Raw genomic sequence first — 21929 nt, 5'->3', positions numbered from 1 at the left:
CAATAGCGTATAGCCATCCGGCGGCGACTTCGCCGCCTCCAGCGTGCCGATCACGCCTCCGGCTCCGGTGCGATTCTCAATCACGACGGGCTGCCCGAACTTCTCCTGCCATATGTTGCCGATCAGACGCGCTGCGACATCGGCAGGCCCTCCGGCGCCAAAGGGAACGACGATCCGGATCGCTCTTGAGGGATAATCCTGCGCGAGACAGGATGAAGCTGAGATTGGCGTCGCCAGAAGAGCTGCCGCTAACGGAAGAGCTGCGGCCAGGTGCAAAGCAGATCCTGGACCCTTCATTTCGATCTCCCTCGTTCCCGGCTTATTCTGTCGCGGGTTGTTGACCGGAATTGGTTGACAAGTCTAGCGGCAATGGCAATGCGCTGTCGACGAAAAGACTGATGTGCCAGTTAGGAATAAAAGATAGCGTTCGGTGTACCAAATCTCGCCCGAATAAAGGGACCAATGAACCAATGAAACATCCGAATTTGTCGCGCCGTATGGTGCTCAAGGGTTCAGGTGCATTGCTCGCCGGAGCGGCGTTCTCGACCCGCGTCATAGCCGCAGCGCCGCCGCCGGAGCCGGTCACCCCGGCTTTGGTCGATGCCGCAAGAAAAGAGGGGCAGGTTATCTACTACACCTCGACCGATCTGCCGGTTGCCGAGAAACTGGCGAAAGCGTTCGAGGCGAAATATTCAGGGATCGCGGTGCGCGTCGAGCGGACCGGCGCCGAGCGCGTGTTTCAGCGTATCGGTCAGGAATATTCCAGCAACATCCATGCTGTCGACGTCGTGAACTCTTCTGATGCCGCGCATTTCATCGTCTGGAAACGCGACGGCATTCTGGCATCCTATGTTCCGGAAGACGTCGCGAGCTATCCCGCCGAGCACAGGGATGCGGACGGACAGTCCGCCAGCTTTCGCGTCTGGCTCAGCATCATCGCCTATAATACCAATCTGGTGAAGACCGAGGACGCGCCGAAAAGTTTTGCCGACCTGCTCGATCCGAAATGGAAAGGCAAGATCGTCAAGGCGCATCCGGGCTATAGCGGCACGATTATGACCGCGACCTATCAAATGCAGCGCGATCTCGGCTGGAGCTGGTTCGAACGGCTTGCGAAACAGAACATCATGCAGGTGCAATCGTCAGCCGATCCGCCCAAGAAACTCGATCTCGGCGAACGCGCCGTGATGGCCGACGGGAATGAGTACAATATCTTCCAGCTCAAGGAGAAAGGCCGTCCGGTGGAGCCGGTTTATGCAACCGAAGGCTCGCCACTGATCATCGGCCCAAACGGAATATTCAAGTCCTCGCCGAACCCGAATGCCGCAAGACTGTTCCAGTCGTTCTGCTTCAGCCGTGACGCGCAGCAGCTCATCATCGATGTCGGCGGCTTGCGCTCGGTGCATCCGCAAACGCAGGAGAAGCCTGGACGCAAGCCATTCAAGGATATCAAAACCATGAAGGACGACGCGGCCGCCGTGGAAAAAGAGGGCGATGCGATCAAGGCGCATTATTCCAAGCTGTTCCACGTTTGATTGCGGCAATGACAAGCGACTTGCCAAAGACGTCGGTCGCGGAATTGCTTGCCGACAAAATCGTCGGCGTAAAACCGGGCGCGCTGCCCGCCTCGACCGAGCGCAAATGCGAAGACCTTCTGATCGATGTGGTCGGCCTGTGTGTTACCGCCCGCAACGAAGATTACGTCGGCAGCGCTCTTGCCGGCTGGGAAGATGATGGCCCGTGCACGGTGATCGGCCATAAACGCACGTTGACGGCGGCCGGCGCGGCCTTCGTCAACGGCACCGCGGCACATGGCGAGGATTTCGACGACACCTTCGAGGGCGGACCGGTTCACGCCGGCGCGGTGATCGTGCCGGCGGTTCTCGCGGCTTGTGAGCGGCACAATGCAGATGGACGAATGGCGCTGACAGGCATTGCGGTGGGCACCGAGGTGCTCTGCCGTTTGAGCCTGGTTGCGCCGAAGGCTGTCCACAAGGCCGGCTTTCACCCGACGGCGATCTTCGGCGCGATGGGAGCCGCGGCAGGCGTGGGCGCCGCGCTTGGCCTGAGTGCAAGGCAGATCGTGGACGCGCTCGGCATTGCCGCCAGCATGGCTGGCGGCATCATCGAATATCTGGCCGAGGGCGCCTGGACCAAACGGCTGCACGCTGGCTGGGCGGCACAATCGGGATTGCGGGCAGCGCTGCTGGCGCGGCAAGGCTTCGTCGGTCCGCGCACGGTGTTTGAAGGCGTCCACGGGCTTTTTAACGGGTTCGCCCACTCCACGCACGGCGACTACGACGCGCTAGTCGGGGATTTCGGCGCGGGTTGGGTGACGGACACTCTGGCGTTCAAGCCTTATCCCTGCGGGACCATGGCTCAGCCTTACATCGATTGCGCGCGGCGGCTGGCGAGGCGCGGAATTAAAGTCGAAGACATCGCTGAAATCGTCTGCGAGGTAGCGGAGGGGACGGTGCACCGGCTATGGGAGCCGCTCGCGGACAAGCAGCGCCCGCGCAATGGCTACGCCGCAAAATTTGCCACGCCATATCTTTTGGCGACCGGCTTTGTGCATGACGGCGTCGGACTCGGCGCGTTCACGGAAGCCGCGATCCGCCAGCCAGAGGTTCTCGCGCTGTCCGCAAAAGTGAAATACGTGATCGATCCGCAAAATCCATATCCGGACAACTTCACCGGCCATATCCGGGCGACCATGAAGGACCGCAGCGTGGTCGAGGAGCGGCAACCTCATTTGCGCGGCGGCGCGCACGAACCGTTGACCCGGCAGGACATCACCGACAAATTCGCGCTCAACCTTCAGCACGGTGGCTGGACCAAGGCGCAAAGCGATGCGACGCTGAGATCGTTGGCGAAGCTGTACACGGGCCGCATCGACCTGAAGGAAATGCGCAACTAATTTTGTGGGGCAGGGCCTCGCCCCGGCCACTGATGTTTTGTCAGTCGAGACGCCGCAGTTGGCCAAACCGGCCTGACATGGAGGATTGGCGATGGCCGGCAGCAACGAACTCAGCGGTAAGGTCGCCATGGTCACCGGCGCGGGTCGCAATATTGGCCGTGCGATCGCGCTGGCGCTGGCGGACGCCGGCGCGGCGATCCTGGTCAATGCACGGAGCAATCGCGCCGAGGCCGAGGCCGTCGCGCGCGAGATCGAGGCCAACGGCGGCAAGGCGGTGGTGCACATTGGTGACGTCGCCGACGGCAGCGCCGTCCAGGCGATGGCGGACGCGGCGCTAAAACAATTCGGCCGCCTCGACATTCTCGTCAACAATGCCGCGCTGCGTCGGGAGAAGCCTTTTCCTGAAATGAGCTACGCAGAATGGCGCGAGATTCTGGACGTGACGCTGGATGGCGCATTTCACTGCACTAAAGCCTGCCTTCCGGCTTTGCGTGATAGCGGCGCGGGAACCATCATCAACATCGGAGGCCTGAGTGCGCACACCGGCGCGAGGGACCGCGCCCATGTGGTGACGGCCAAAGCCGGAATCATCGGCTTCACCCGCGCGCTCGCGCATGATCTTGCGGACGACGGCATTACGGTGAATTGCGTGGTTCCCGGCCTGATCGGAACACCGCGCCCGAAAGACAAGCCGGAACCGGCGCATCATCTTACGCACCGGACCATCACCGGGGAGCGCGGCAAACCGGAACATGTCGCCGCCACGGTGCGGTTCCTGTGCAGTCCGGCGGCGAGATATATTAACGGTCAGGCCATCCACGCCAATGGCGGTGCCTATCTTGGCGCATAGGGTGTGGCAGATAAATGCGCTCGGAGCCGTCCGTGTTTGATGGTAGCAATGGGGCATGAACCAGCAGCCCAAGATTGACATCCGGCATTCGACTTGTCCGCACGACTGCCCATCGGCTTGCGCGCTCGACGTCGAGGTGATCGATGGCTCCACCATCGGCAGGGTGCGAGGTTCCAAGCTCCAGACCTATACGGCTGGCGTGGTCTGCGCGAAGGTCGCGCGCTATGCCGAGCGCATTCATCATCCGGATCGGTTGCTGTTTCCGCTGCGCCGTACCGGTCCCAAAGGCTCAGGCCAATTTGAACGGATTTCCTGGGACCAGGCGCTCGACGAAGTTGCCGATCGCTTTAATGCCGCCGAGCGCGAGTTCGGGGCGCAATCGATCTGGCCTTATTACTATGCCGGCACGATGGGAGTAGTGATGCGTGACGGCATCAACCGCCTTGCCCATGTGAAGAAATATTCCCGGTTCTACTCCACCATTTGCGCCAATATCGCCCGGATCGGATTTGCGATCGGCACGGGCAAGATCGCCGGCGTCGATCCGCGCGAGATGGGCGTCTCCGACCTGATCGTGATCTGGGGCACCAATCCGGTGAATACCCAGGTGAACGTGATGACGCACGCGATGCGCGCCCGCAAGGAACGCGGCGCCAAGATCGCGGCGATCGATGTTTACAACAATGACACGATGAAGCAGGCCGACGTCAAAATCATCCTGCGGCCCGGCACCGACGGCGCTTTCGCCTGCGGCGTGATGCATGTGCTGTTTCGGGAAGGATATGCCGACCGCTCCTACATCGAGCGCTACACCGATTGCCCGGCTGAGCTGGAAGCGCATTTGCAAAGTCGCACGCCGCAATGGGCGTCGTCGATCTGCGGCGTGCCGGTGGAGGAGATCGAGGCCTTTGCTCGCCTGGTCGGTCAGACCAAGCGGTCGTTCTTCCGCCTCGGCTACGGCTTCACGCGGAGCCGCAACGGCGCCGCCCAAATGCATGCGGCACTCTGCATTCCCGCGGTGACCGGAGCCTGGCAATACGAAGGGGGCGGCGCCTTCTTTAATAATTACGCGTTGTGGAAGTTTGACGAGTCGATTGTCGAGGGCCATGACGCGATCGACCATACCACGCGGGTGCTGGATCAGTCCCAGATCGGGCGCATCCTGACGGGCGATCCGGAAGCGCTCAGACATGGTCCGCCGGTCAAGGCCATGCTGATCCAGAATACCAATCCGGTTACCGTCGCGCCGGAGCAAACACTGGTGCGCCGCGGATTTGCGCGCGAAGACTTGTTCATGGTGGTGCACGAGCAGTTCATGACCGAAACCGCGCAGATGGCCGACATCGTTCTGCCGGCGACGATGTTCATGGAACATGACGATCTCTATTATGGCGGCGGCCATCAGCACATTTCCGTTGGCGCCAAGCTGATCGATCCGCCCGGCGAGTGCCGTTCCAACCATCAGGTTTTGCAGGGCCTTGGCCGCCGGCTCAATGCGGTGCATCCCGGCTTCGACATGTCGGCCCGTGAACTGATTGATGCGACGCTGAAAAAGAGCGGCCACGGCGACATCGAACGGCTCGAGGCGGATCTCTGGCGCGACCTGCAGCCGGATTTCCGCACTTCGCATTATCTCGATGGCTTCGCTCATGCGGATGGCAAATTCCACTTCAAGGCGGATTGGGCGCACCCACCGATCGGCAATGCCGGATTGATGGGAGCCTGGCAACAGATGCCCGCGTTGCCGGATCACTGGACCATCATCGAGGAGGCCGACGAAACGCATCCGTTCCGGCTTGCGACGAGCCCGTCGCGCAGCTTTCTCAACACCACGTTCAATGAGACGCCAGGTTCGCAAGCGCGCGAGGGCGCGCCGACTGTGATGATCCATCCGGCCGATGCGGCTGCGCTCGGGATCGCTGATGGCGACGCGGTCACGCTGGGCAACAGACGCGGCGAGACCACGCTGACCGCAAAATTTTTCGAGGGCGTACGTCGCGGCGTCCTGATCGCCGAATCGATTCACCCGAACAAGTCCCACATCGGTGGGCGCGGGATCAATACGCTGACGGGCGCGACGGCGGTGGCGCCGATCGGCGGCGCCGCTTTTCACGACAACAGCGTTTGGGTGAAAAAAGCCACACCATCAGCGCTCCACAACACGTAAATCGGCCTTGCAGTCTCGCGGCTTCCAGCCGTTAATGTTCGAGACATCGAACGAAGCGGACAGCCAATGACCGATAACAACGACAGCGTCGTGCTGGAAAAGCGCGGACAGGCATTCTGGATTACGATCAACAGGCCGGACAAGCGCAACGCCCTTAACGGCGCGGTGATCGGCGGGATTGCCGCGGGTTATCGCCAGGCGCATGACGACAAGGACGTTCGCGTGATCGTATTGACCGGTGCCGGCGACAAGGCGTTTTGCGCTGGCGCCGACCTGCAGAACAGCGGCGCCGCTTTTGCGATGGATTTCGCCAGGCCGAACGTCGACTACGCGGATCTGTTGCGGTTGTCTCAAAATGCGACCAAACCCGCGATCGCGCGGGTTGGCGGTGTCTGCATGGCCGGCGGAATGGGTTTGCTTTGCATGACCGACATGGCGGTGGGGGCCGATCACGTGGTGTTCGGGCTACCCGAGGTAAGGGTGGGCGTGTTTCCTATGCAGGTGATGAGCCTGCTGCAGGAGATGGCGCCGCGCCGGCTTGTCAATGAATGGGCGTTGACCGGTGAGCCGTTTGACGCGCGAACCGCGCAATCCGCCGGGCTTCTCAATTATGTTGTGCCGGCGGATCAGCTTGATGCCAAAGTCGATTGGCTGATCGGACGCATCGTCGACAAATCGCCGACTGCGATTCGTCGCGGCAAATACGCGATGCGGGCGATCGCCTCGATGTCATTCGATGAAAGCATCGCCTACACGGAAAGCCAGATTGCGTTGCTTGCGATGACGGAAGACGCCAAGGAAGGCCTCAAGGCATTCGGTGAAAAGCGCAAGCCGTCATGGCCGGGGAAATAACTCAGCCGGCATTTGCCTTCAGGCCAGCGGCCTCGATCCCCGCCACCGCGCAAATTTCGTCATTGTCCGAAGTGTCGCCGCTAACCCCGACCGCGCCGAGCAGCACGCCCCCATCCTGAATCAACACGCCGCCCGGGACCGGCACCATTCGCCCTTGCGCCAGCGTGTTCACCGCGCTGATAAAATACGCCTGCTCCTGCGCGCGCTGAAATATTGCCCGTGACCCCATGCCCAAAGCCAGCGCGCCGTACGCCTTGCCGTGGGCGATCTCGCTTCGCAGCAGGCTGGTGCCATCCTGGGCCGCGGAAATTTTGATGCAGCCGCGGGCGTCGAGCACGGTGACGACAAGAGGCTTCAGTTTCTTTTCGAGCCCTTTGGCGAGCGCGGCATCGAGAATCTTGCGGGCGACATCGAGCGTGAGTTCGGGCATGACAGTTCCTTTGCGAGTGGGAGAGGGATCAAGTTATGGATGCCGCACTGTCGAGGCTCATCGCCAGCACCTGTGCAACGTGAAGCGCCGTGCGGCCGCTGCCATCGGCAATCTGATGTCGACATGAGGTGCCGTCAGCGACGATTAGCGCGGCGGCATCGGCGCCGCGCACCGCCGGAAGAAGCGACAGTTCGGCCATTTCCATCGAAGCCTGATAAGTATCGGCGCGGTAGCCAAAAGCGCCCGCCATCCCGCAGCAACTGGACTCGATGGTCTCTACCTGCAGATCCGGAATCAATCGAAGCGCCTGTTCGACCGGTTTGAACGCGCCGAACGATTTTTGGTGGCAGTGCCCATGAACGAAAGCTTTCGATGCGACAGGTCCGAGCGGAAGCTGCAGCCGGCCGCCCTCGGCCTCGCGGACCAGGAACTCCTCAAACAACAGCGCATGCGCGCTGACGCTCTTCGCGGCGTCATCCGATCGCAGCGACACCAGTTCATCGCGCAACGTCAACAGGCAACTCGGCTCAAGGCCGATGATGGGTACGCCGCGCGCGGCGAACGGCGCGTAGCTGGCAACCAGCCGATCCAGTTCGGCGCGCGCCTGATCGACCAGGCCACCCGCAAGAAACGTCCGTCCGCAGCACAAGCCTCTGCGTCCATCCAAGGGTGCCGGAAGATGCACGCGATAGCCGCCCGCCAGCAGCACCTGCACCGCCGCCTCCAGGTTTTCGCGTTCATAGGCTCGGTTGAAGGTGTCGGCGAACAGCACGACTTCATGGCCATCGGCCGGACCGATTGCCTCGGCCTGAGGCTTGAACACGTCGCGGCGCCACATCGGTAACGCGCGCTTGGCACTGATGCCCGTAAATTTTTCGAACAGCTTTCGCAGCACCGGGCTTCGATTGCGCCAGTTCGTGAGCGGGGCTAAGTGTGAGGCGAGGCTTGCATACCGCGGCAAATAGCCCACCAGACGATCGCCGAGGGAAAGCCCGTGACTGGCTACCCGCGCAGCCAATACCTCGATCTTCATCTTGGCCATGTCGACGCCGGTGGGGCATTCGTGCCGGCAGGCCTTGCACGAGACACAAAGTTTGAGCGTCTCCATCATCTCGTCGGATGACAGCGCGTCCGGTCCCAATTGCCCGGAGATCGCCAGCCGCAGCGTGTTGGCGCGTCCGCGCGTCACGTCCCTTTCGTTGCGGGTGGCGCGATAGGACGGACACATCACGCCGCCTTCGAGCTTGCGGCAGGCGCCGTTGTTGTTGCACATCTCGACCGCGCCCTGAAAGCCGCCGCCGGCGCCGGGATAAGCGGACCAATCGAGCACAGTCTTCAAATCAGGAACGTGGTAGTCCGGCGGGTAGCGAAACAGCGTGCGTTCGTCCATTCGCGGCGCATCGACGATCTTGCCGGGGTTGAGCACGTTCTCCGGATCGAAACGGTGCTTGACCTCGCGGAAATCGGCGACGATGCGCGGTCCAAACATCGTTTCGTGAAATTCCGAGCGTACCAGGCCATCGCCGTGCTCTCCAGAATGCGAGCCCTTGTACTGGCGAACCATCTCGAAGGTTTCTTCCGCGATGGCGCGCATCGCCTTGACGTCTTTTTCCAGCTTCAGGTTGAGCACCGGCCGCACATGCAGGCAGCCCTCGGAGGCGTGCGCGTACATCGTGCCGCGAGTGCCGTGCCTGGCGAAAATGGCGTTAAGCCGTTCGGTATAATCGGCAAGATGCGGCAGCGGCACCGCGCAATCCTCGACGAAAGAAACCGGCTTGCCCTCCTGTTTCATCGACATCATCACGTTGAGGCCAGCGGCTCGGAATTCGGCGATCGCGGTCTGCAGGCCGGGCTCCGTGATCTCGACCACGCCGCCCCATTTGCGGCGGGGATTTTCCCAGCCGAATCCGAGATCGGCCATCAGTTCGCCGAGCGCCATTAGTCGCCGGATATTTTCGGCCTGATCGTCTTCGGCAAATTCCACGATCAGGACCGCGTCGGGATCGCCGCGCACGGCCGCGCCGATGACCGGCTCAAACATCGCGATGTCGCGTCCCAGCGCCAGCATGGTGCGATCGACCAATTCCACCGCGATCGGGCCGAGTTTCACCAGGTGCTGCGCCGCATCCATGGCCTCATAGAAACTGCCGAAATGACAGACGCCCAGAACCTTGTTGCGGATGATCGGCCACAGCTTCAGATGGACTTGCGTGGTGAAGGCCAGCGTGCCTTCCGAGCCCACCAACAGATGCGCCATGTTGTTCGGCGTATTGCGCGGAACCAGCGCATCGAGGTTGTAGCCGCCGACGCGGCGCTGCACCTTTGGAAATTTCTCTGCGATCTCGGCTGCTTCGCGTTCGCCGAGATCGAGCATGTCGCGAAACAGCGCAAGCCCGCCGCCACTCGAATTCGCTCCGGACAAATCTCGAGCCACCTCGCCAAAATGCAGAACTGTGCCGTCTGCAAGGGCCGCATCGATGGCGCGCGTATTGTCCCGCATGGTGCCATATCTGAGTGAGCGCCCCCCGCAGGAATTATTGCCCGCCATGCCGCCGATTGTGGCGCGGGACGCTGTGGAAACGTCGACCGGAAACCACAGCCCATGTTTTTTAAGCTGGCGGTTCAGATCGTCGAGCACAATTCCCGGTTCGACCACGCAGCTGCGATTCGCTATGTCGAGCGAGACGACGCGATTGAGGTGCTTCGAGACATCGATCACCACGCCATCATTAACGGTCTGGCCACATTGTGAGGTGCCGCCGCCCCGCGGCGTAACGATCCGACCCGCATCGCGACAGATCGCGAGCGCCCGCAGCGCATCGTCCATGCTTCGCGGTACCACCACTGCCGCCGGCATCATCTGATAGAACGAGGCGTCGGTCGCATAGCGGCCGCGGTTGAATGAATCGAAGAAGACGTCGCCCCTGACTTCCCGGGTCAGGCGCGTGGCAAGCGTGCTGTTTTCAGCCCCGGAAATTTGGCCCGGCGTTGCCCTCATTCGGCTTGATCTCGTGTCATCTTCACAGGGTCTTGTTCTCCCGATGTCTTGCACCGGGGTTTAGGCTTGGCAAGGCGCAGCCTTGCCATTGCAGGGATTGACGGGGCGCGTCCGGCAGGGGACAAGCCGGCCGAATAGTGATATTCGAGCCGCTAGCAGAATACCCGGAAGGACGCCCATGACCTTGCACACTGGAAGGCATTTTCTCCAGATTCCCGGCCCGACCAATGTGCCCGACCGGGTACTCCGGGCCATGGACATGCCGACTCTGGATCATCGCGGTCCGGAATTCGCGGAGCTCGGCCGGGCGGTGCTGGCGGGCTGCCAGCGTATTTTCCGCACCAAGCAGCCGGTCATCATTTATCCGTCATCGGGCACCGGGGCCTGGGAAGCAGCGATCGTGAATACGTTATCGCCCGGGGACAAAGTGCTAATGGCCGAAACCGGGCAGTTCGCTCTGCTGTGGCGCGGCATCGCCGAAAAGTTCAAGATCGAGGTCGATTTCCTGCCGACCGATTGGCGTCGCGGTGCGGACGTTGAGCAGATCGAGGCCAAGCTCGCCGCGGACCGTGAGCACAAGATCAAGGCCGTCTGTGTGGTTCACAACGAGACCTCGACCGGTTGCGTGACCCATCCGCTCGAAGTTCGAAAGGCGCTCAACCGAACCAATCACCCGGCCTTGCTGATGGTCGATACCATCTCCGGTCTTGGCTCGCTCGAATACGAACACGATGCGTGGGGTATCGATATTTCGGTCGGCGGCTCGCAAAAAGGCATGATGCTGCCGCCAGGCCTCGGCTTCAACGCGGTCTCGGAAAAGGCGCTCGCAGCGTCGAAGGCCAATACCGCGATGCGGTCCTACTGGGACTGGCACGATATGATCGCAATCAACAAGCAGGGCACCTTCCCCTATACTCCGGCCACCAACCTTCTATTCGCGTTGAAGGAAGCCATCGCCATGCTTGAGGAGGAAGGGCTTGATAATGTCTTCGCGCGGCACTCGCGACATGCCGCGGCGACGCGCGCGGCGGCCAAGGCCTGGGGCCTGGACCTGGTCTGCCTCGATCCGCACAGCTATTCGTCGGCGCTGACGGCAGTGATGGTCCCGGAAGGCCACGATGCGGACGCACTGCGCAAGGTGATCCTGGAGAATTTCGACATGTCGCTGGGCACCGGTCTCGGCAAGCTCAAGGGCAAGGCATTCCGGATCGGCCATATCGGACATCTCAACGATCTGATGCTGATGGGAACGCTCTCCGGCGTGGAAATGGGCCTTGATCTCGGCAAGGTGCCGCACAGGGGCGGGGGCGTACTCGCGGCCATGGAAGTCCTGAAAGGCCGCGAGGTGGTGCCGATGCCGAAATCCAGGGCCGCCACTGCCTGAATCTGAATGAGGAAATTCGGAGCGCGTGCGTTGCTCACGTGCTCGCGGAGGCCTATCCAGTCAGCAAAAACAGAAAGAGCGTGCGATGAACGCCCCGGTACAAGCGACCGAAGACCTGCTCTATGTCGTTGAGGATGGCATTGCGCGACTGACCTTCAACCGGCCGCAGGCGCGCAACGCGCTCACCTTCGCGATGTACGAGCGGATGGCGGCGATCTGCGCCGAGGTCAACGCCGATCATTCGATCAAGGCGATGATCCTCACCGGGACAGGCGAAAAAGCGTTCGCGTCCGGGACCGATATTTCGCAATTCCGCGCCTTCAAAACCGCTCAGGATGCGCTCGATTATGAAGCGCGGATTGATCGGGTGCTGGGTGCGCTGGAAGCGGTCCGGGTGCCGACGATCGCGGCCATTGCGGGCGCGTGCACCGGCGGCGGTGCCGGCATCGCCGCTTGCTGCGATATCAGGATCGGGACTTCGACTACGCGCATCGGGTTTCCGATCGCGCGTACGCTCGGCAACTGCCTGTCGATGTCCAACATCAGCCGGCTGGTGTCATTGATTGGCCCGGCGCGGACCAAGGACCTGATCTTCAAGGCCCGGCTGGTCGAAGCACCGGAGGCGCTCGCGCTGGGTCTGCTGAATGAAGTGGTGCCGGATGTCGAGACATTGCAGCGCCGCGCCGATGAGACGGCGAAGCTTGTCGCGAGCCATGCCCCGATCACGCTCGAAACCACCAAGGAGGCGGTGCGCCGAATCCGTCGAACCCTGTCGCGCGACGAGGGTGAGGATCTGATCCTTCGCGCCTATATGAGCGAGGACTTCCGTGAAGGCATGGACGCGTTCCTCAACAAGCGGGCGCCTAACTGGAAGGGCAAATAGAAGCTCCAAGGCCTTGCAGTCTCATGCGAAAGTCAAAGGCGGCGGGCTCAACACCCGCTTGAACTCGCGATTGTAACCCAGCACAATCGCGCTCGCGAATTCAGAAACCTCATTAACTAAAGCTACAGGGAAGAAACCGCGTGCGAAATATCATCAAAGCGACAGCGGCTCTGACCGCAATCCTCGCAGCCACGCCTGCCTTAGCGGCTTGGGAGCCGACCAAACCGGTCGAGATTGTGGTTGCGGCCGGCGCGGGCGGCGCCTCGGATCAGATGGCGCGGATGATGCAGGCCGCGATTCAGAAAAACAATCTGATGAAGCAGCCGATGGTGGTCTCGCTCAAGGGCGGTGCGTCCGGGGCCGAGGCGCTGATGTACATGAAATCCAGCGAAGGCGACCCGAACAAGGTCTTGATCGCCTATTCCTTGATCTACATGTTGCCGCTGTCCGCGAAGATTCCGTTCAACTGGCGCGAGCTGACGCCGGTAGCGGTGGTTGCCATGGACCAGTTCGTGCTGTGGGACAATATTGCAGGACCCAAATCGGTGAAGGAATTCATCGCGGCTGCCAAAGCCGCCAGTTCGCCGTTCAAGATGGGCGGCACCGGATCGAAACGGGAGGACAACGTCCTGACCGTTTTCATGGAGCAAAAGACCGGCGCCAAGTTCTCCTATCTGCCGTACAAATCCGGCGGCGAGGCGGCGACGCAGCTGGTAGGCAATCACACCGATTCGAACGTCAATAACCCGAGTGAAAATCTCGAGGTCTGGCGCGCCGGGCAGGTCCGCGCGCTATGCGTGTTCGACAAGGAGCGGATCGCCTACACCACCAAGGTGACCGAGACGCAGTCCTGGCACGACATCCCCACCTGCAAGGAAGAGGGGCTTGATGTTCAATACCTGATGCTTCGGGCCATGTTCCTGCCCGGCAAGGTCACTCCGGAGCAGCAAGCGTTCTACGTGGATCTGTTCAAGAAGGTGACGCAAACCGCCGAATATAAGGACTACATGGAAAAGCAGGCGCTGAAGCCGATCTTCCTGTCCGGCAATGACATGCTCAAATTCCTGGAAGAAGATGACGCGATCAACAAGTCGCTGATGACGCAAGCGGGATTCGTCGCGAAGTAGATGACTTGGATGCGTTCTGCCATCGGGTATGCCGGCTCTGGCGAGCATCGCAGGCAGCCGTATCGCGAAGCTCTGGCGCTAGCAAACGAATGCCGAACCGGGATGTTGAAGTTGGCATTCCGGCCAGAATGACAATCACTCCTCTCGTTCCAGTTTTTATCGACAACGGAAACGCTGATGCCTGATTCCGAGATCGAGATCGTCGTCGACGATCCGACAGCCCCCGAGGCGGACTCGCCCTCGGTACTCTCGCTCCGTTCAGTCGATGTTGCGGTCTCACTGCTGCTGATCGCGCTGGCCGCCACGCTCGGCTACGATAACTGGCGCACCGGCATATCCTGGGATTCGACCGGTCCGCAGGCCGGCTATTTCCCATTTTATCTTTCGGTGGTGCTGGCGGGCGCAAGCATCTATGGCGTGATCGTCGCCTCGCTGAAACAAGACGAGCCCGCCGAAAGCTTTGTCAGCCGCGCGCAGCTTCGGCGCGTGATGGCGGTATTCGTTCCGACCCTGCTGTTCTGCCTGGCCACGCAATTTCTCGGGCTTTACGTGGCGAGCTTCCTTTTGATCGCCGGCTTCATGCGCATGGTCGGGCGGATCGCCCTATGGAAATCGCTGCTTACCGCTTTCGTATTCACCGCCGCGATGTTCATCACATTCGATATCGCGTTCGATGTCATCATGCCGAAGGGACCGCTTGAGGCGGCGTTCGGCTACTAGTGGTGTGGATTTGATGTTCGCTACCCACCTGGCCGCGGGCTTAGGAAGCGAATGTCAAATCCAAACTCCACCAGAAAACTATATTTGCTAGTGGTGCTTGATTCTAACATTCGCAAAGACGCTCGCTGAAACGGATGCGAATGTTCGAATCAGACCACTAGCGCGTCAGCCCGAGCGTTGGCGCGCAAACCAGGATAGCTCTTGATGGAAGCTTTCGGCCTATTGCTGCACGGCTTTGCCGTCTTGCTGACGTGGAAGACGCTGCTGCTGATGATGGTCGGGTTGGTGCTCGGCATTTTCGTGGGCGTACTTCCCGGACTCGGCGGACCGAACGGGGTCGCGATCCTGCTGCCGCTGACCTTCACGATGGATCCCACGTCGGCCATTGTGATGCTGTCGTGCATCTATTGGGGCGCCTTGTTCGGCGGCGCCATCACTTCGATCCTGTTCAATATCCCGGGCGAAGCCTGGTCGGTCGCGACCACCTTTGACGGCTATCCAATGGCCCAGCAGGGCAGGGCGGCCCAGGCGCTCACGGCCGCATTCACCTCATCATTCATCGGATCGTTCGTGGCGGTGTTGTTGATTACGTTTCTGGCCCCGCTGATATCGTCGTTCGCGCTCAAATTCGGTCCGCCCGAATTCTTCGCGGTTTACCTGCTGACGTTTTGTTCGTTCGTCGGGCTTGGGCGCGAGGAGAAGCACAAGACCCTGATCTCAATGTCGCTGGGGCTGCTGTTGGCTGGGGTCGGCATGGACACCGTGTCCGGGCAGTTGCGGATGACGTTCGGCTCCAGCGAACTGCTGCGAGGCATCAATTTCCTGGTCGCGGTGATCGGGCTGTTCGGCATCAGCGAAATCCTGCTCACGATGGAGGAGCGACTCGCGTTGCGAGGGCACGCCGCCAGCATCAGCCTGCGGGTCGTGCTCTCGGTTTGGAAGGACCTGCCAAAATACTGGGTGACATTGTTGCGCTCGTCGTTCATCGGCTGCTGGCTGGGCATTACGCCGGGCGGCGCGATTGCCGCCTCGTTCATGGGCTACAACCTTGCCAAGCGCTTTTCCAATGATCCTGAGAGTTTCGGGAAAGGCCGGATCGAGGGCGTGTTCGCGCCGGAGACGGCGGCGCATGCTTCCGGAACGTCAGCGCTGCTGCCAATGCTGGCGCTCGGCATTCCCGGCTCCGGCACCGCGGCGATCCTGCTCGGCGGCCTGATGGTGTGGGGGCTCAATCCTGGGCCGCTGCTGTTTGTCGAGCACAAGGATTTCGTGTGGGGCCTGATTGCCTCGATGTATCTCGGCAATATTGTCGGCCTGGTGTTGGTGCTGACGACGGTGCCGATTTTTGCTTCGATCCTGCGGGTGCCGTTCGCGGCGGTGGCGCCGATGATCGTGGTGTCATGCGCGATCGGCGCCTATGCAATCCAGAACGCGATGTTCGACATCTGGCTGATGCTTGGGTTTGGCGTGGTGGGGTATGTCTTCAAGAAGATCAAAGTCCCGCTGGCTCCGTTTACCCTGGCACTGGTGCTGGGTAACCGAGCGGAGGATGCGTTCCGCCTCTCGATGATCGGTTCTGGTGGCGACATGAAGGTGTTCTGGTCGAACGGCCTGGTTGGCTCCATCACGACCCTGGCCGTCCTGCTGCTGTTCTGGCCGATCATTGATAAAGCCTTCAGTAGCCTTGGCCGGCTGTGGCGGCCGGCGAAGGCTTAGGGCGTGTAATCCGTAGTGAACGTCCGCTGGCGGTGTAAGCCGTTTACGATAGAAGCTGCAAAACAATCTAGCTCGAGGTAGTGAGGTGCTTACGCCCTTCCGTCCGACCCAGAAGCATGTCCCTCAATACAATGGCATGGTTATGAACTTGATCATGGGCCGCGAAGACCAGCGTGATTCTGCCCGATTGAGCGCGGTCGCGCAGCTCGTCTAATTCTTCCCGGTGCCTCTGAATTTCATTTATGTAGCGTCGTCGAAACTCCTGCCAACGCCCAGGGTCGTGCCCAAACCACTTTCGCAACGTAGTACTCGGCGCGATTTCCTTGTCCCATTGATCGATAGCTGCGTTGGATTTACTGACGCCCCGCGGCCATAAGCGATCAATCAGTATCCGCGTGCCATCGCTGGCGGCAGGAGGATCATAGGCGCGTTTCAGTTTGACGTTTGAGGGCGCAATTCTCTTGCTCATGCAAGTTGCTCCACAATTGATTTTCTCCGCTGTCTGCAACCAATGCGCATCATTCCCTGCGCGTTTCTTCAGATGCTTGCGCTATCGCCGCCTGGTGTTGCCCAACGACTGTGTTGGTCTGCTTAGGAAGCTCTGAATTCTTCCTCGATTGGACATTCCCGGATATGGCGATCGACCCGACAATGATGCCGTAGACCAGCCACATGATGATCAATTTGCCGCCGTCCCTGTCGGCCGATGTCGAACTGCCGCGAGAGCCGCTGGGCGATGGCAAAAGCTCGATCAAACGCTCGGCAACAAGGCTTGCCTCCGAGGGCGACCAGCGCTCGCTGTTTGACTTCCAGATTGTTGAAGCAAGGCTGTTTACAGCAGTATCCTTTGGAAGCTGCGCCAGGCGCGCGGCTTCCACCCAGGCGTCGATGTCCTGTCGCGCCAGGGCTGATAATACGGTCAAGGGAGCTTCGCCGTTTTCATCCAGCGGTGCGAACAGGAACCGATCAAACTCGGAACTGAGGTGAGACAACTGGGCCATTTCCGATTGCCCTTTCAGGAACAGAGAGACCGTGGACGTCGCTACGCGATCCCCTCTGAATAAATCCGCGAGGTGCGCGGGTTCATTCTGGGTTCGTGGTTATTCTGGGTTCGGCTGTGTATTTTGCAAGCGAGTAATTTTCACGCTTCATATCGAGAAAATCGATAATAGGTTTTCTCGCCGAAAGTGACGGCCGGGCAGCCATCGCTCGAGAATCCAGCGTCGCAGGCCTTTAATGCGCAAGAGAAGTCTTGCGGTCTCCCCGGTCAGGCGCTGTTCGCCGTCGCTTTGCTCATCTCGGCAATCGCGAGGGCGGAATGGGCAAAGGCACCGCCGGCGCGCATTTCCGCAGCAACCCAGATCGCTTCCATCAACTCCTGCTCAGTAGCGCCATGCCGCAGCGCCGCCTTGGTATGGCCCTTGATGCAATAGGGGCATTGAGTGACGTGCGCGACGGCGACAGCGATGATTTGTTTCATTTTGATCGGCAGCGCTCCATCGGCGAAAACCTTTTGACTGAACGCCTGGAAGGCCGCGTCGGTTTCTGGCTGCAATTCGCGGCGCTTCTGCGCGATCTCTCGCGTTGAGGACGGATACATGTCTTCAGCCATGATGATCTCCTTTGGTTGATTTCATTCGGCTTGTCCCCGACGTTCGAGCGCTTCCGTTCGTGAACGTCTCAAACGGCAGTTCGTTGGCGGTTTGATGCGGTTATCGAGGAGGTGACGACGCACGTCATTTGTTTGACTCCAGCGGCCAAGGTCGGTCGGGCCGATAAAACAAGGCGAGCTTTAGACTCTCCGCAATGCGCTCCGCCTTCGCGCGAAATTCAGCGCTGACCGGATCGTCAAACAGTTCGCGGCAAGTCTCGTTGAACAGCCCCAACCAGCGTTGAAACAAATGGGGCTGAATACCCGGAATCGCCAGATGCTTGGCGACGGGATTGCCCTTGTATCGTCCGGTAGTGAGCATCACTGAGGACCAGAAGGCATACATCTTCCTCAGATGCGGTTGCCAGTCACCGGGAATGGCGCGCTCAAAAATTGGCGCGAGTTCTGGATCGATGCGAACCTTGGCATAGAAAGCGTCGACGAGTTGACGAATGGCGTCCTCGGAAACATCATTTAGCTTCGTTGTGCAAGAGTTCATATCGCGAGCACCGTAAGTCGTTCGACCCCATCAGGCATTCCGCAGAGCAATGCCTTTCGCTGATTGTCGCATTTAGCTTTGACCGCGCGCCAATTCTGCAATCTGGCGTTTCATTTTGCGGCTTTGTTCGAACTGTTTGGTCACATCGCGTAGAATAGCGACCGTCCCGGCCGGATCGTTCTGCTCGTCCTTCAGCAAAGTGATCGTAAATTCGGCTGAGATTCGTCGACCGTCCTTTGTCAGAGCCGGGACTGACAGGAGATCACCGTGACCGTAATGACTTTCTCCCGTCTCCATAACGCGAAGGAAGCCCGCCCAATGCCGCGCCCGAAGATTGTCGGGAACGATGAGATCCAAAGAGCTTCCAACAGCTTCATCAGCCGTAAAGCCAAAAATCCGGCTCGCGCCGGGATTCCAGAAGGTGATGGTACCGGCGCGGTCGGTCGCGATGATTGCATCCGACGCCGTTGCCAGGATCGCTTCAGCCAGCCTGTGAGGGATAATCACGATTTCTGCGTAACGTGAGAGTTCGTCCCGGCACGTACGTTCTCATCTTGGGAGCGGCGGGCCGTCGCGTCATGGGCATTGCTGCCGGTGGAGGATTTTACTGAACGCCTCCGATAGGGAAAACGGGTGATCGTTAGCGGATCACTCGCGGGAAATGTCCCTTCCAGTTCCCTGTCCAGTTGGAGATCAAGATTTTTCTTGTCCTGCTGGTCGAGAGTTTCTTTGGCCATGGCAACTCTTCCAATTGGCTGTCATGTATGTGTTATCCGCGAATTGCCAAGTGCCGATTAGTTGGTCAGGCAGCGCCCATCTCTCCAATCGGATCACACGCCAGTCACTCAATCCGCGGCAACACCTCGAATTGGTGAAACGGCGGTGGCGAAGGCAGCGCCCATTCGAGAGTGGTGGCACCGGGGCCCCACGGGTTATCCGCAGCTCTATGCTTGCGGATAAACGCGTAGGCGAGACCTGCGAAGAACACGATCAGGCCGGTGGCTGAGATATAGGCTCCAATGGATGAAATCTGGTTCAGGGCAGCAAACGCGTCTGGATAATCGGCGATACGTCGCGGCATTCCGGACAGCCCGAGGAAATGCATCGGGAAGAAGGCCAGGTTCACCCCGACAAAGGTCAGCCAGAAGTGGAGCTTGCCGATGGTTTCAGAGTACATGTACCCGGTTATTTTCGGAAACCAGTAGTACCAGCCCGCGAAAATGGCGAATACGGCGCCGAGGGACAGCACATAGTGGAAATGCGCGACCACGTAGTAAGTGTCCTGCAACGACCGGTCGACTCCCGGATTGGCGAGCACCACACCGGTTACGCCGCCAATCGTGAATACAAAAATGAAGCCGATCGCCCAGAGCATCGGTGTCTTAAATCTTATGGAGCCACCCCACATGGTGGCGATCCATGAAAACACTTTGACGCCGGTCGGGACTGCGATCACCATACTTGCGAATGCGAAGTAAGCCTGGGCGCTGCTCGACATGCCGACGGTGTACATGTGATGGGCCCAGACCACGAACCCGATAAACCCAATCGCGACGAGCGCATAAACCATTCCCAGATAACCGAAGATCGGCTTGCGGCTGAATGTGGAAACCACATGGCTGACCATGCCGAACCCCGGCAATATCATGATGTAAACTTCGGGGTGACCGAAGAACCAGAACAGGTGCTGGAACAGTACGGGATCTCCGCCACCGTCCGCCGCGAAGAATGTCGTTCCAAAATTGCGATCCGTGAGGAGCATGGTAATCGCGCCCGCCAGGACGGGCAGCGACAATAGCAGCAGGAATGCCGTCACCAGCACGGACCAGACGAACAGTGGCATCTTGTGCAGGGTCATGCCCGGAGCGCGCATGTTGAAGATAGTGGTAATGAAATTGATTGCGCCGAGTATCGAAGAAGCGCCCGCGACATGTATCGACAGGATCACGAAATCAACCGCAGGTCCGGGATGGCCAGAGGTCGAAAGTGGTGCATAGAGGGTCCAGCCGGTGCCGGCGCCCTTGGAGCCCGGCTCACCTCCCACGAACATTGAAATGATCAGCAACGCAAAGGACGTGGGCAGCAGCCAGAAAGAAATGTTGTTCATGCGCGGAAACGCCATGTCGGGCGCCCCGATCATGAGCGGAACCATCCAGTTGCCGAATCCTCCCATCATCGCGGGCATGAGGGTGAAGAAAATCATGATCAGGCCGTGGCTGGTCACGAACACATTGTAGGTATGCGTGCTGGTAAAAATCTGCAGGCCGGGCTGCTGCAATTCCATCCGGATGACGACTGAAAGGATCCCGCCGATCAGCCCGGCGCACATCGCGAACACGAAGTACATCGTGCCGATGTCTTTATGATTGGTCGAGTAAAGATAACGGCGCCATCCGACAGGATGCGCATGCGTGTCTGGTTCGCTGGTGTCCGCTGCGGCGGATGGCATCTGGACCATTTCCATAAGACTCCGGATCCGGGGAGTGCCGCGTTCCTCAAGGCGTGGAGACTTTACGCAATGGTGACGGCGGGATTTTTCGCGTCATCACGCTGATGGGAACGGTCATCGGCTGGAAGATCCGCGGAAGCCGGACGCGAGTGCGGCAACACTCCCTGAGCAAGGATCTTGAGTTGCTCTATTTGCTTCCAATGAACTCGCAATATCTTCACGAGAAGAGAGTTCAATCCTGCCTCAAGGACATTGAGAATGGCCGCTTCGATCGTTAGACACAGCTCGGTTAGATCGGACGTCGCGGATGCGACCGCCTGCTCGAAGCTTAAATCTAGCCGAGCTTCGTTGGTTTTGGGGCATGCCCTGGCGATTGCTCCTTTTTTGGCGATCTGTTTGCGAACCAGGATACAAATCAACGCCTGGTTCAGCTCCGCCTCAAGCATCAGCTCTGCAACGCCGAGGTCCGCCGCGTGACGGATGTTTTCGAGCGCCTTGCTGCCGACCCGCTCCCGTTCCAGGAGGTCTTTGAGAAAGACAATTGTTTCTTGCCTGGACCAATAACCAAAATAGCCCGGATCGACTTCATGCATCCAGCAAGGTGACGATGAGCATTCTTTCATTGTATTTATAAAGTCGGGATGTCGCGATGAGGCTTTGTACATGGCTCTATTCCCGTGGATTCAACGCTGCACAGAAGCGAGCATCTTCGCTCTCGCCGCACAGTCTCGGCCCATCGTTTGATTTTACAAGCGAGAAATATTGACCGTTCAATTCGAAAAATTCGATACGTCGAATAGCCCGACAGCCTCCGGCGCGCTTGCGCGGAGCCAAAACTCGCCGATGCGGCCTAGTGGCTTTTTCGCGCGGCTCGCTTTGCGACTCTTCGGCCGGCTGTTCTTTTTGTTTGCGGCTTGCCCATTCGATGCATGATCTCCAGCGCGCTGCCGAATAGATCGCGATCGTACTCGAGCGGATAAACCACGTAAGCCGGCATCGAAAACTCAGGAGCGCCGGCGATCACGCTTAACCGCTTGGCTTTGAGGTGAGGAAGTACGATGCGTTTGGGAAAATAGCCTGAGCCGCCATTTTCCAAAACATGTTGCAATCCCAACCAGCCGATATTCGCCGATAATGAAGGGCCGGCGAAGTTCGGGAAACACGCGGTGTGCCTGGCATAAAATTCCGGCCCCCAATCCACATAGACATAGCCGGGTTGGGGTTCAGGCCTGCCCTTGGGATCTGTCGAGACCAGGATCAGTTTTTCCTCGAACAACTGTTCGATC

At 59.7% G+C, this 21929-nt stretch carries 21 protein-coding genes and 1 pseudogene; 10 read left to right on the top strand and 12 right to left on the bottom strand.

Annotated features, from left to right (window positions below):
• The coding region (locus VJV58_RS18470; RefSeq protein WP_324138809.1) for a Bug family tripartite tricarboxylate transporter substrate binding protein at nt 1-297 on the bottom strand (297 nt) is incomplete at its 3' end.
• 173 nt (nt 298-470) lie between these two features.
• Here VJV58_RS18470 and VJV58_RS18465 point away from each other — a divergent pair.
• From VJV58_RS18465 to VJV58_RS18445, 5 genes are all read left to right on the top strand, one after another.
• Entirely contained in the window at nt 471-1535 is a 1065-nt protein-coding gene (locus VJV58_RS18465) for an ABC transporter substrate-binding protein (protein WP_324138808.1), read from the top strand.
• An 8-nt stretch (nt 1536-1543) separates the two neighbouring features.
• Nucleotides 1544-2917 carry an MmgE/PrpD family protein gene (locus VJV58_RS18460; RefSeq protein ID WP_324138807.1) on the top strand — a complete coding sequence of 458 codons (1374 nt, stop codon included), beginning with the start codon at nt 1544-1546 and terminating at the stop codon, nt 2915-2917.
• A gap of 91 nt (nt 2918-3008) precedes the next feature.
• Nucleotides 3009-3767, top strand: a complete 759-nt coding sequence (fabG, locus tag VJV58_RS18455; protein WP_324138806.1) for a 3-oxoacyl-ACP reductase FabG — start codon at nt 3009-3011, stop codon at nt 3765-3767.
• Between the two features lie 55 nt (nt 3768-3822).
• Nucleotides 3823-5934: a molybdopterin oxidoreductase family protein gene (locus VJV58_RS18450; RefSeq protein WP_324138805.1), complete on the top strand. Its 2112-nt coding sequence runs from the start codon at nt 3823-3825 to the stop codon at nt 5932-5934.
• Between the two features lie 66 nt (nt 5935-6000).
• Nucleotides 6001-6786, top strand: coding sequence for an enoyl-CoA hydratase/isomerase family protein (locus tag VJV58_RS18445; RefSeq protein ID WP_324138804.1), 786 nt, complete (start codon nt 6001-6003; stop codon nt 6784-6786).
• Nucleotide 6787: 1 nt separating this feature from the next.
• Here VJV58_RS18445 and VJV58_RS18440 read toward each other — a convergent pair whose 3' ends face one another.
• Entirely contained in the window at nt 6788-7216 is a 429-nt protein-coding gene (locus VJV58_RS18440; protein ID WP_324138803.1) for a heme-binding protein, read from the bottom strand.
• A 28-nt stretch (nt 7217-7244) separates the two neighbouring features.
• On the bottom strand, nt 7245-10214 hold the full coding sequence (locus VJV58_RS18435; protein WP_324138802.1) for an FAD-binding and (Fe-S)-binding domain-containing protein: 2970 nt from the start codon (nt 10212-10214) through the stop codon (nt 7245-7247).
• A gap of 178 nt (nt 10215-10392) precedes the next feature.
• Between VJV58_RS18435 and VJV58_RS18430 the strand changes: the two genes are divergently transcribed.
• The 5 genes from VJV58_RS18430 to VJV58_RS18410 all read left to right on the top strand — a co-directional run bounded on the left by VJV58_RS18430 (nt 10393) and on the right by VJV58_RS18410 (nt 16044).
• Nucleotides 10393-11598 carry a pyridoxal-phosphate-dependent aminotransferase family protein gene (locus VJV58_RS18430; protein WP_324138801.1) on the top strand — a complete coding sequence of 402 codons (1206 nt, stop codon included), beginning with the start codon at nt 10393-10395 and terminating at the stop codon, nt 11596-11598.
• 85 nt (nt 11599-11683) lie between these two features.
• Entirely contained in the window at nt 11684-12481 is a 798-nt protein-coding gene (locus VJV58_RS18425) for an enoyl-CoA hydratase/isomerase family protein (RefSeq protein ID WP_324138800.1), read from the top strand.
• A gap of 140 nt (nt 12482-12621) precedes the next feature.
• A complete protein-coding gene (locus tag VJV58_RS18420) occupies nt 12622-13608 on the top strand; it encodes a Bug family tripartite tricarboxylate transporter substrate binding protein (RefSeq protein WP_324138799.1) in 987 nt (328 codons plus the stop codon).
• Nucleotides 13609-13785: 177 nt separating this feature from the next.
• Nucleotides 13786-14328, top strand: coding sequence for a tripartite tricarboxylate transporter TctB family protein (locus VJV58_RS18415; RefSeq protein WP_324138798.1), 543 nt, complete (start codon nt 13786-13788; stop codon nt 14326-14328).
• 204 nt (nt 14329-14532) lie between these two features.
• Entirely contained in the window at nt 14533-16044 is a 1512-nt protein-coding gene (locus tag VJV58_RS18410; RefSeq protein WP_324138797.1) for a tripartite tricarboxylate transporter permease, read from the top strand.
• 67 nt (nt 16045-16111) lie between these two features.
• On the opposite strand, the gene VJV58_RS18405 is transcribed toward VJV58_RS18410, so the two are convergent.
• The 9 genes and pseudogenes from VJV58_RS18405 to VJV58_RS18365 form a co-directional block, all read right to left on the bottom strand.
• The gene (locus VJV58_RS18405) at nt 16112-16513 is read right to left on the bottom strand and encodes a DUF488 domain-containing protein (RefSeq protein WP_324138796.1); all 402 of its coding nucleotides are present in this window, start codon (nt 16511-16513) and stop codon (nt 16112-16114) included.
• 49 nt (nt 16514-16562) lie between these two features.
• The gene (locus VJV58_RS18400; protein ID WP_324138795.1) at nt 16563-17045 is read right to left on the bottom strand and encodes a hypothetical protein; all 483 of its coding nucleotides are present in this window, start codon (nt 17043-17045) and stop codon (nt 16563-16565) included.
• Nucleotides 17046-17311: 266 nt separating this feature from the next.
• Nucleotides 17312-17656, bottom strand: coding sequence for a carboxymuconolactone decarboxylase family protein (locus tag VJV58_RS18395; RefSeq protein WP_324138794.1), 345 nt, complete (start codon nt 17654-17656; stop codon nt 17312-17314).
• A gap of 124 nt (nt 17657-17780) precedes the next feature.
• Nucleotides 17781-18194 (bottom strand): group III truncated hemoglobin, encoded by a 414-nt coding sequence (locus VJV58_RS18390; RefSeq protein ID WP_324138793.1) that lies wholly within the window; start codon nt 18192-18194, stop codon nt 17781-17783.
• A 72-nt stretch (nt 18195-18266) separates the two neighbouring features.
• Nucleotides 18267-18701, bottom strand: a complete 435-nt coding sequence (locus VJV58_RS18385; RefSeq protein ID WP_414641526.1) for a PAS domain S-box protein — start codon at nt 18699-18701, stop codon at nt 18267-18269.
• Complete coding sequence (locus VJV58_RS18380; protein ID WP_324138792.1) at nt 18698-18931, bottom strand: hypothetical protein; 234 nt, start codon at nt 18929-18931, stop codon at nt 18698-18700. The genes VJV58_RS18385 and VJV58_RS18380 overlap by 4 nt, the downstream gene beginning before the upstream one ends.
• Before the next feature lie 104 nt (nt 18932-19035).
• Entirely contained in the window at nt 19036-20643 is a 1608-nt protein-coding gene (gene ctaD, locus VJV58_RS18375) for a cytochrome c oxidase subunit I (RefSeq protein ID WP_324138791.1), read from the bottom strand.
• Between the two features lie 62 nt (nt 20644-20705).
• The gene (locus VJV58_RS18370; RefSeq protein ID WP_324138790.1) at nt 20706-21308 is read right to left on the bottom strand and encodes a hypothetical protein; all 603 of its coding nucleotides are present in this window, start codon (nt 21306-21308) and stop codon (nt 20706-20708) included.
• 185 nt (nt 21309-21493) lie between these two features.
• Nucleotides 21494-21929 (bottom strand): annotated as a pseudogene (locus VJV58_RS18365) (LysR family transcriptional regulator); the annotation flags it as partial.

This window comes from Bradyrhizobium sp. (assembly GCF_035273305.1).
Classification (GTDB): domain Bacteria; phylum Pseudomonadota; class Alphaproteobacteria; order Rhizobiales; family Xanthobacteraceae; genus Bradyrhizobium.
This window is presented reverse-complemented; position numbering and strand designations above follow the sequence as displayed.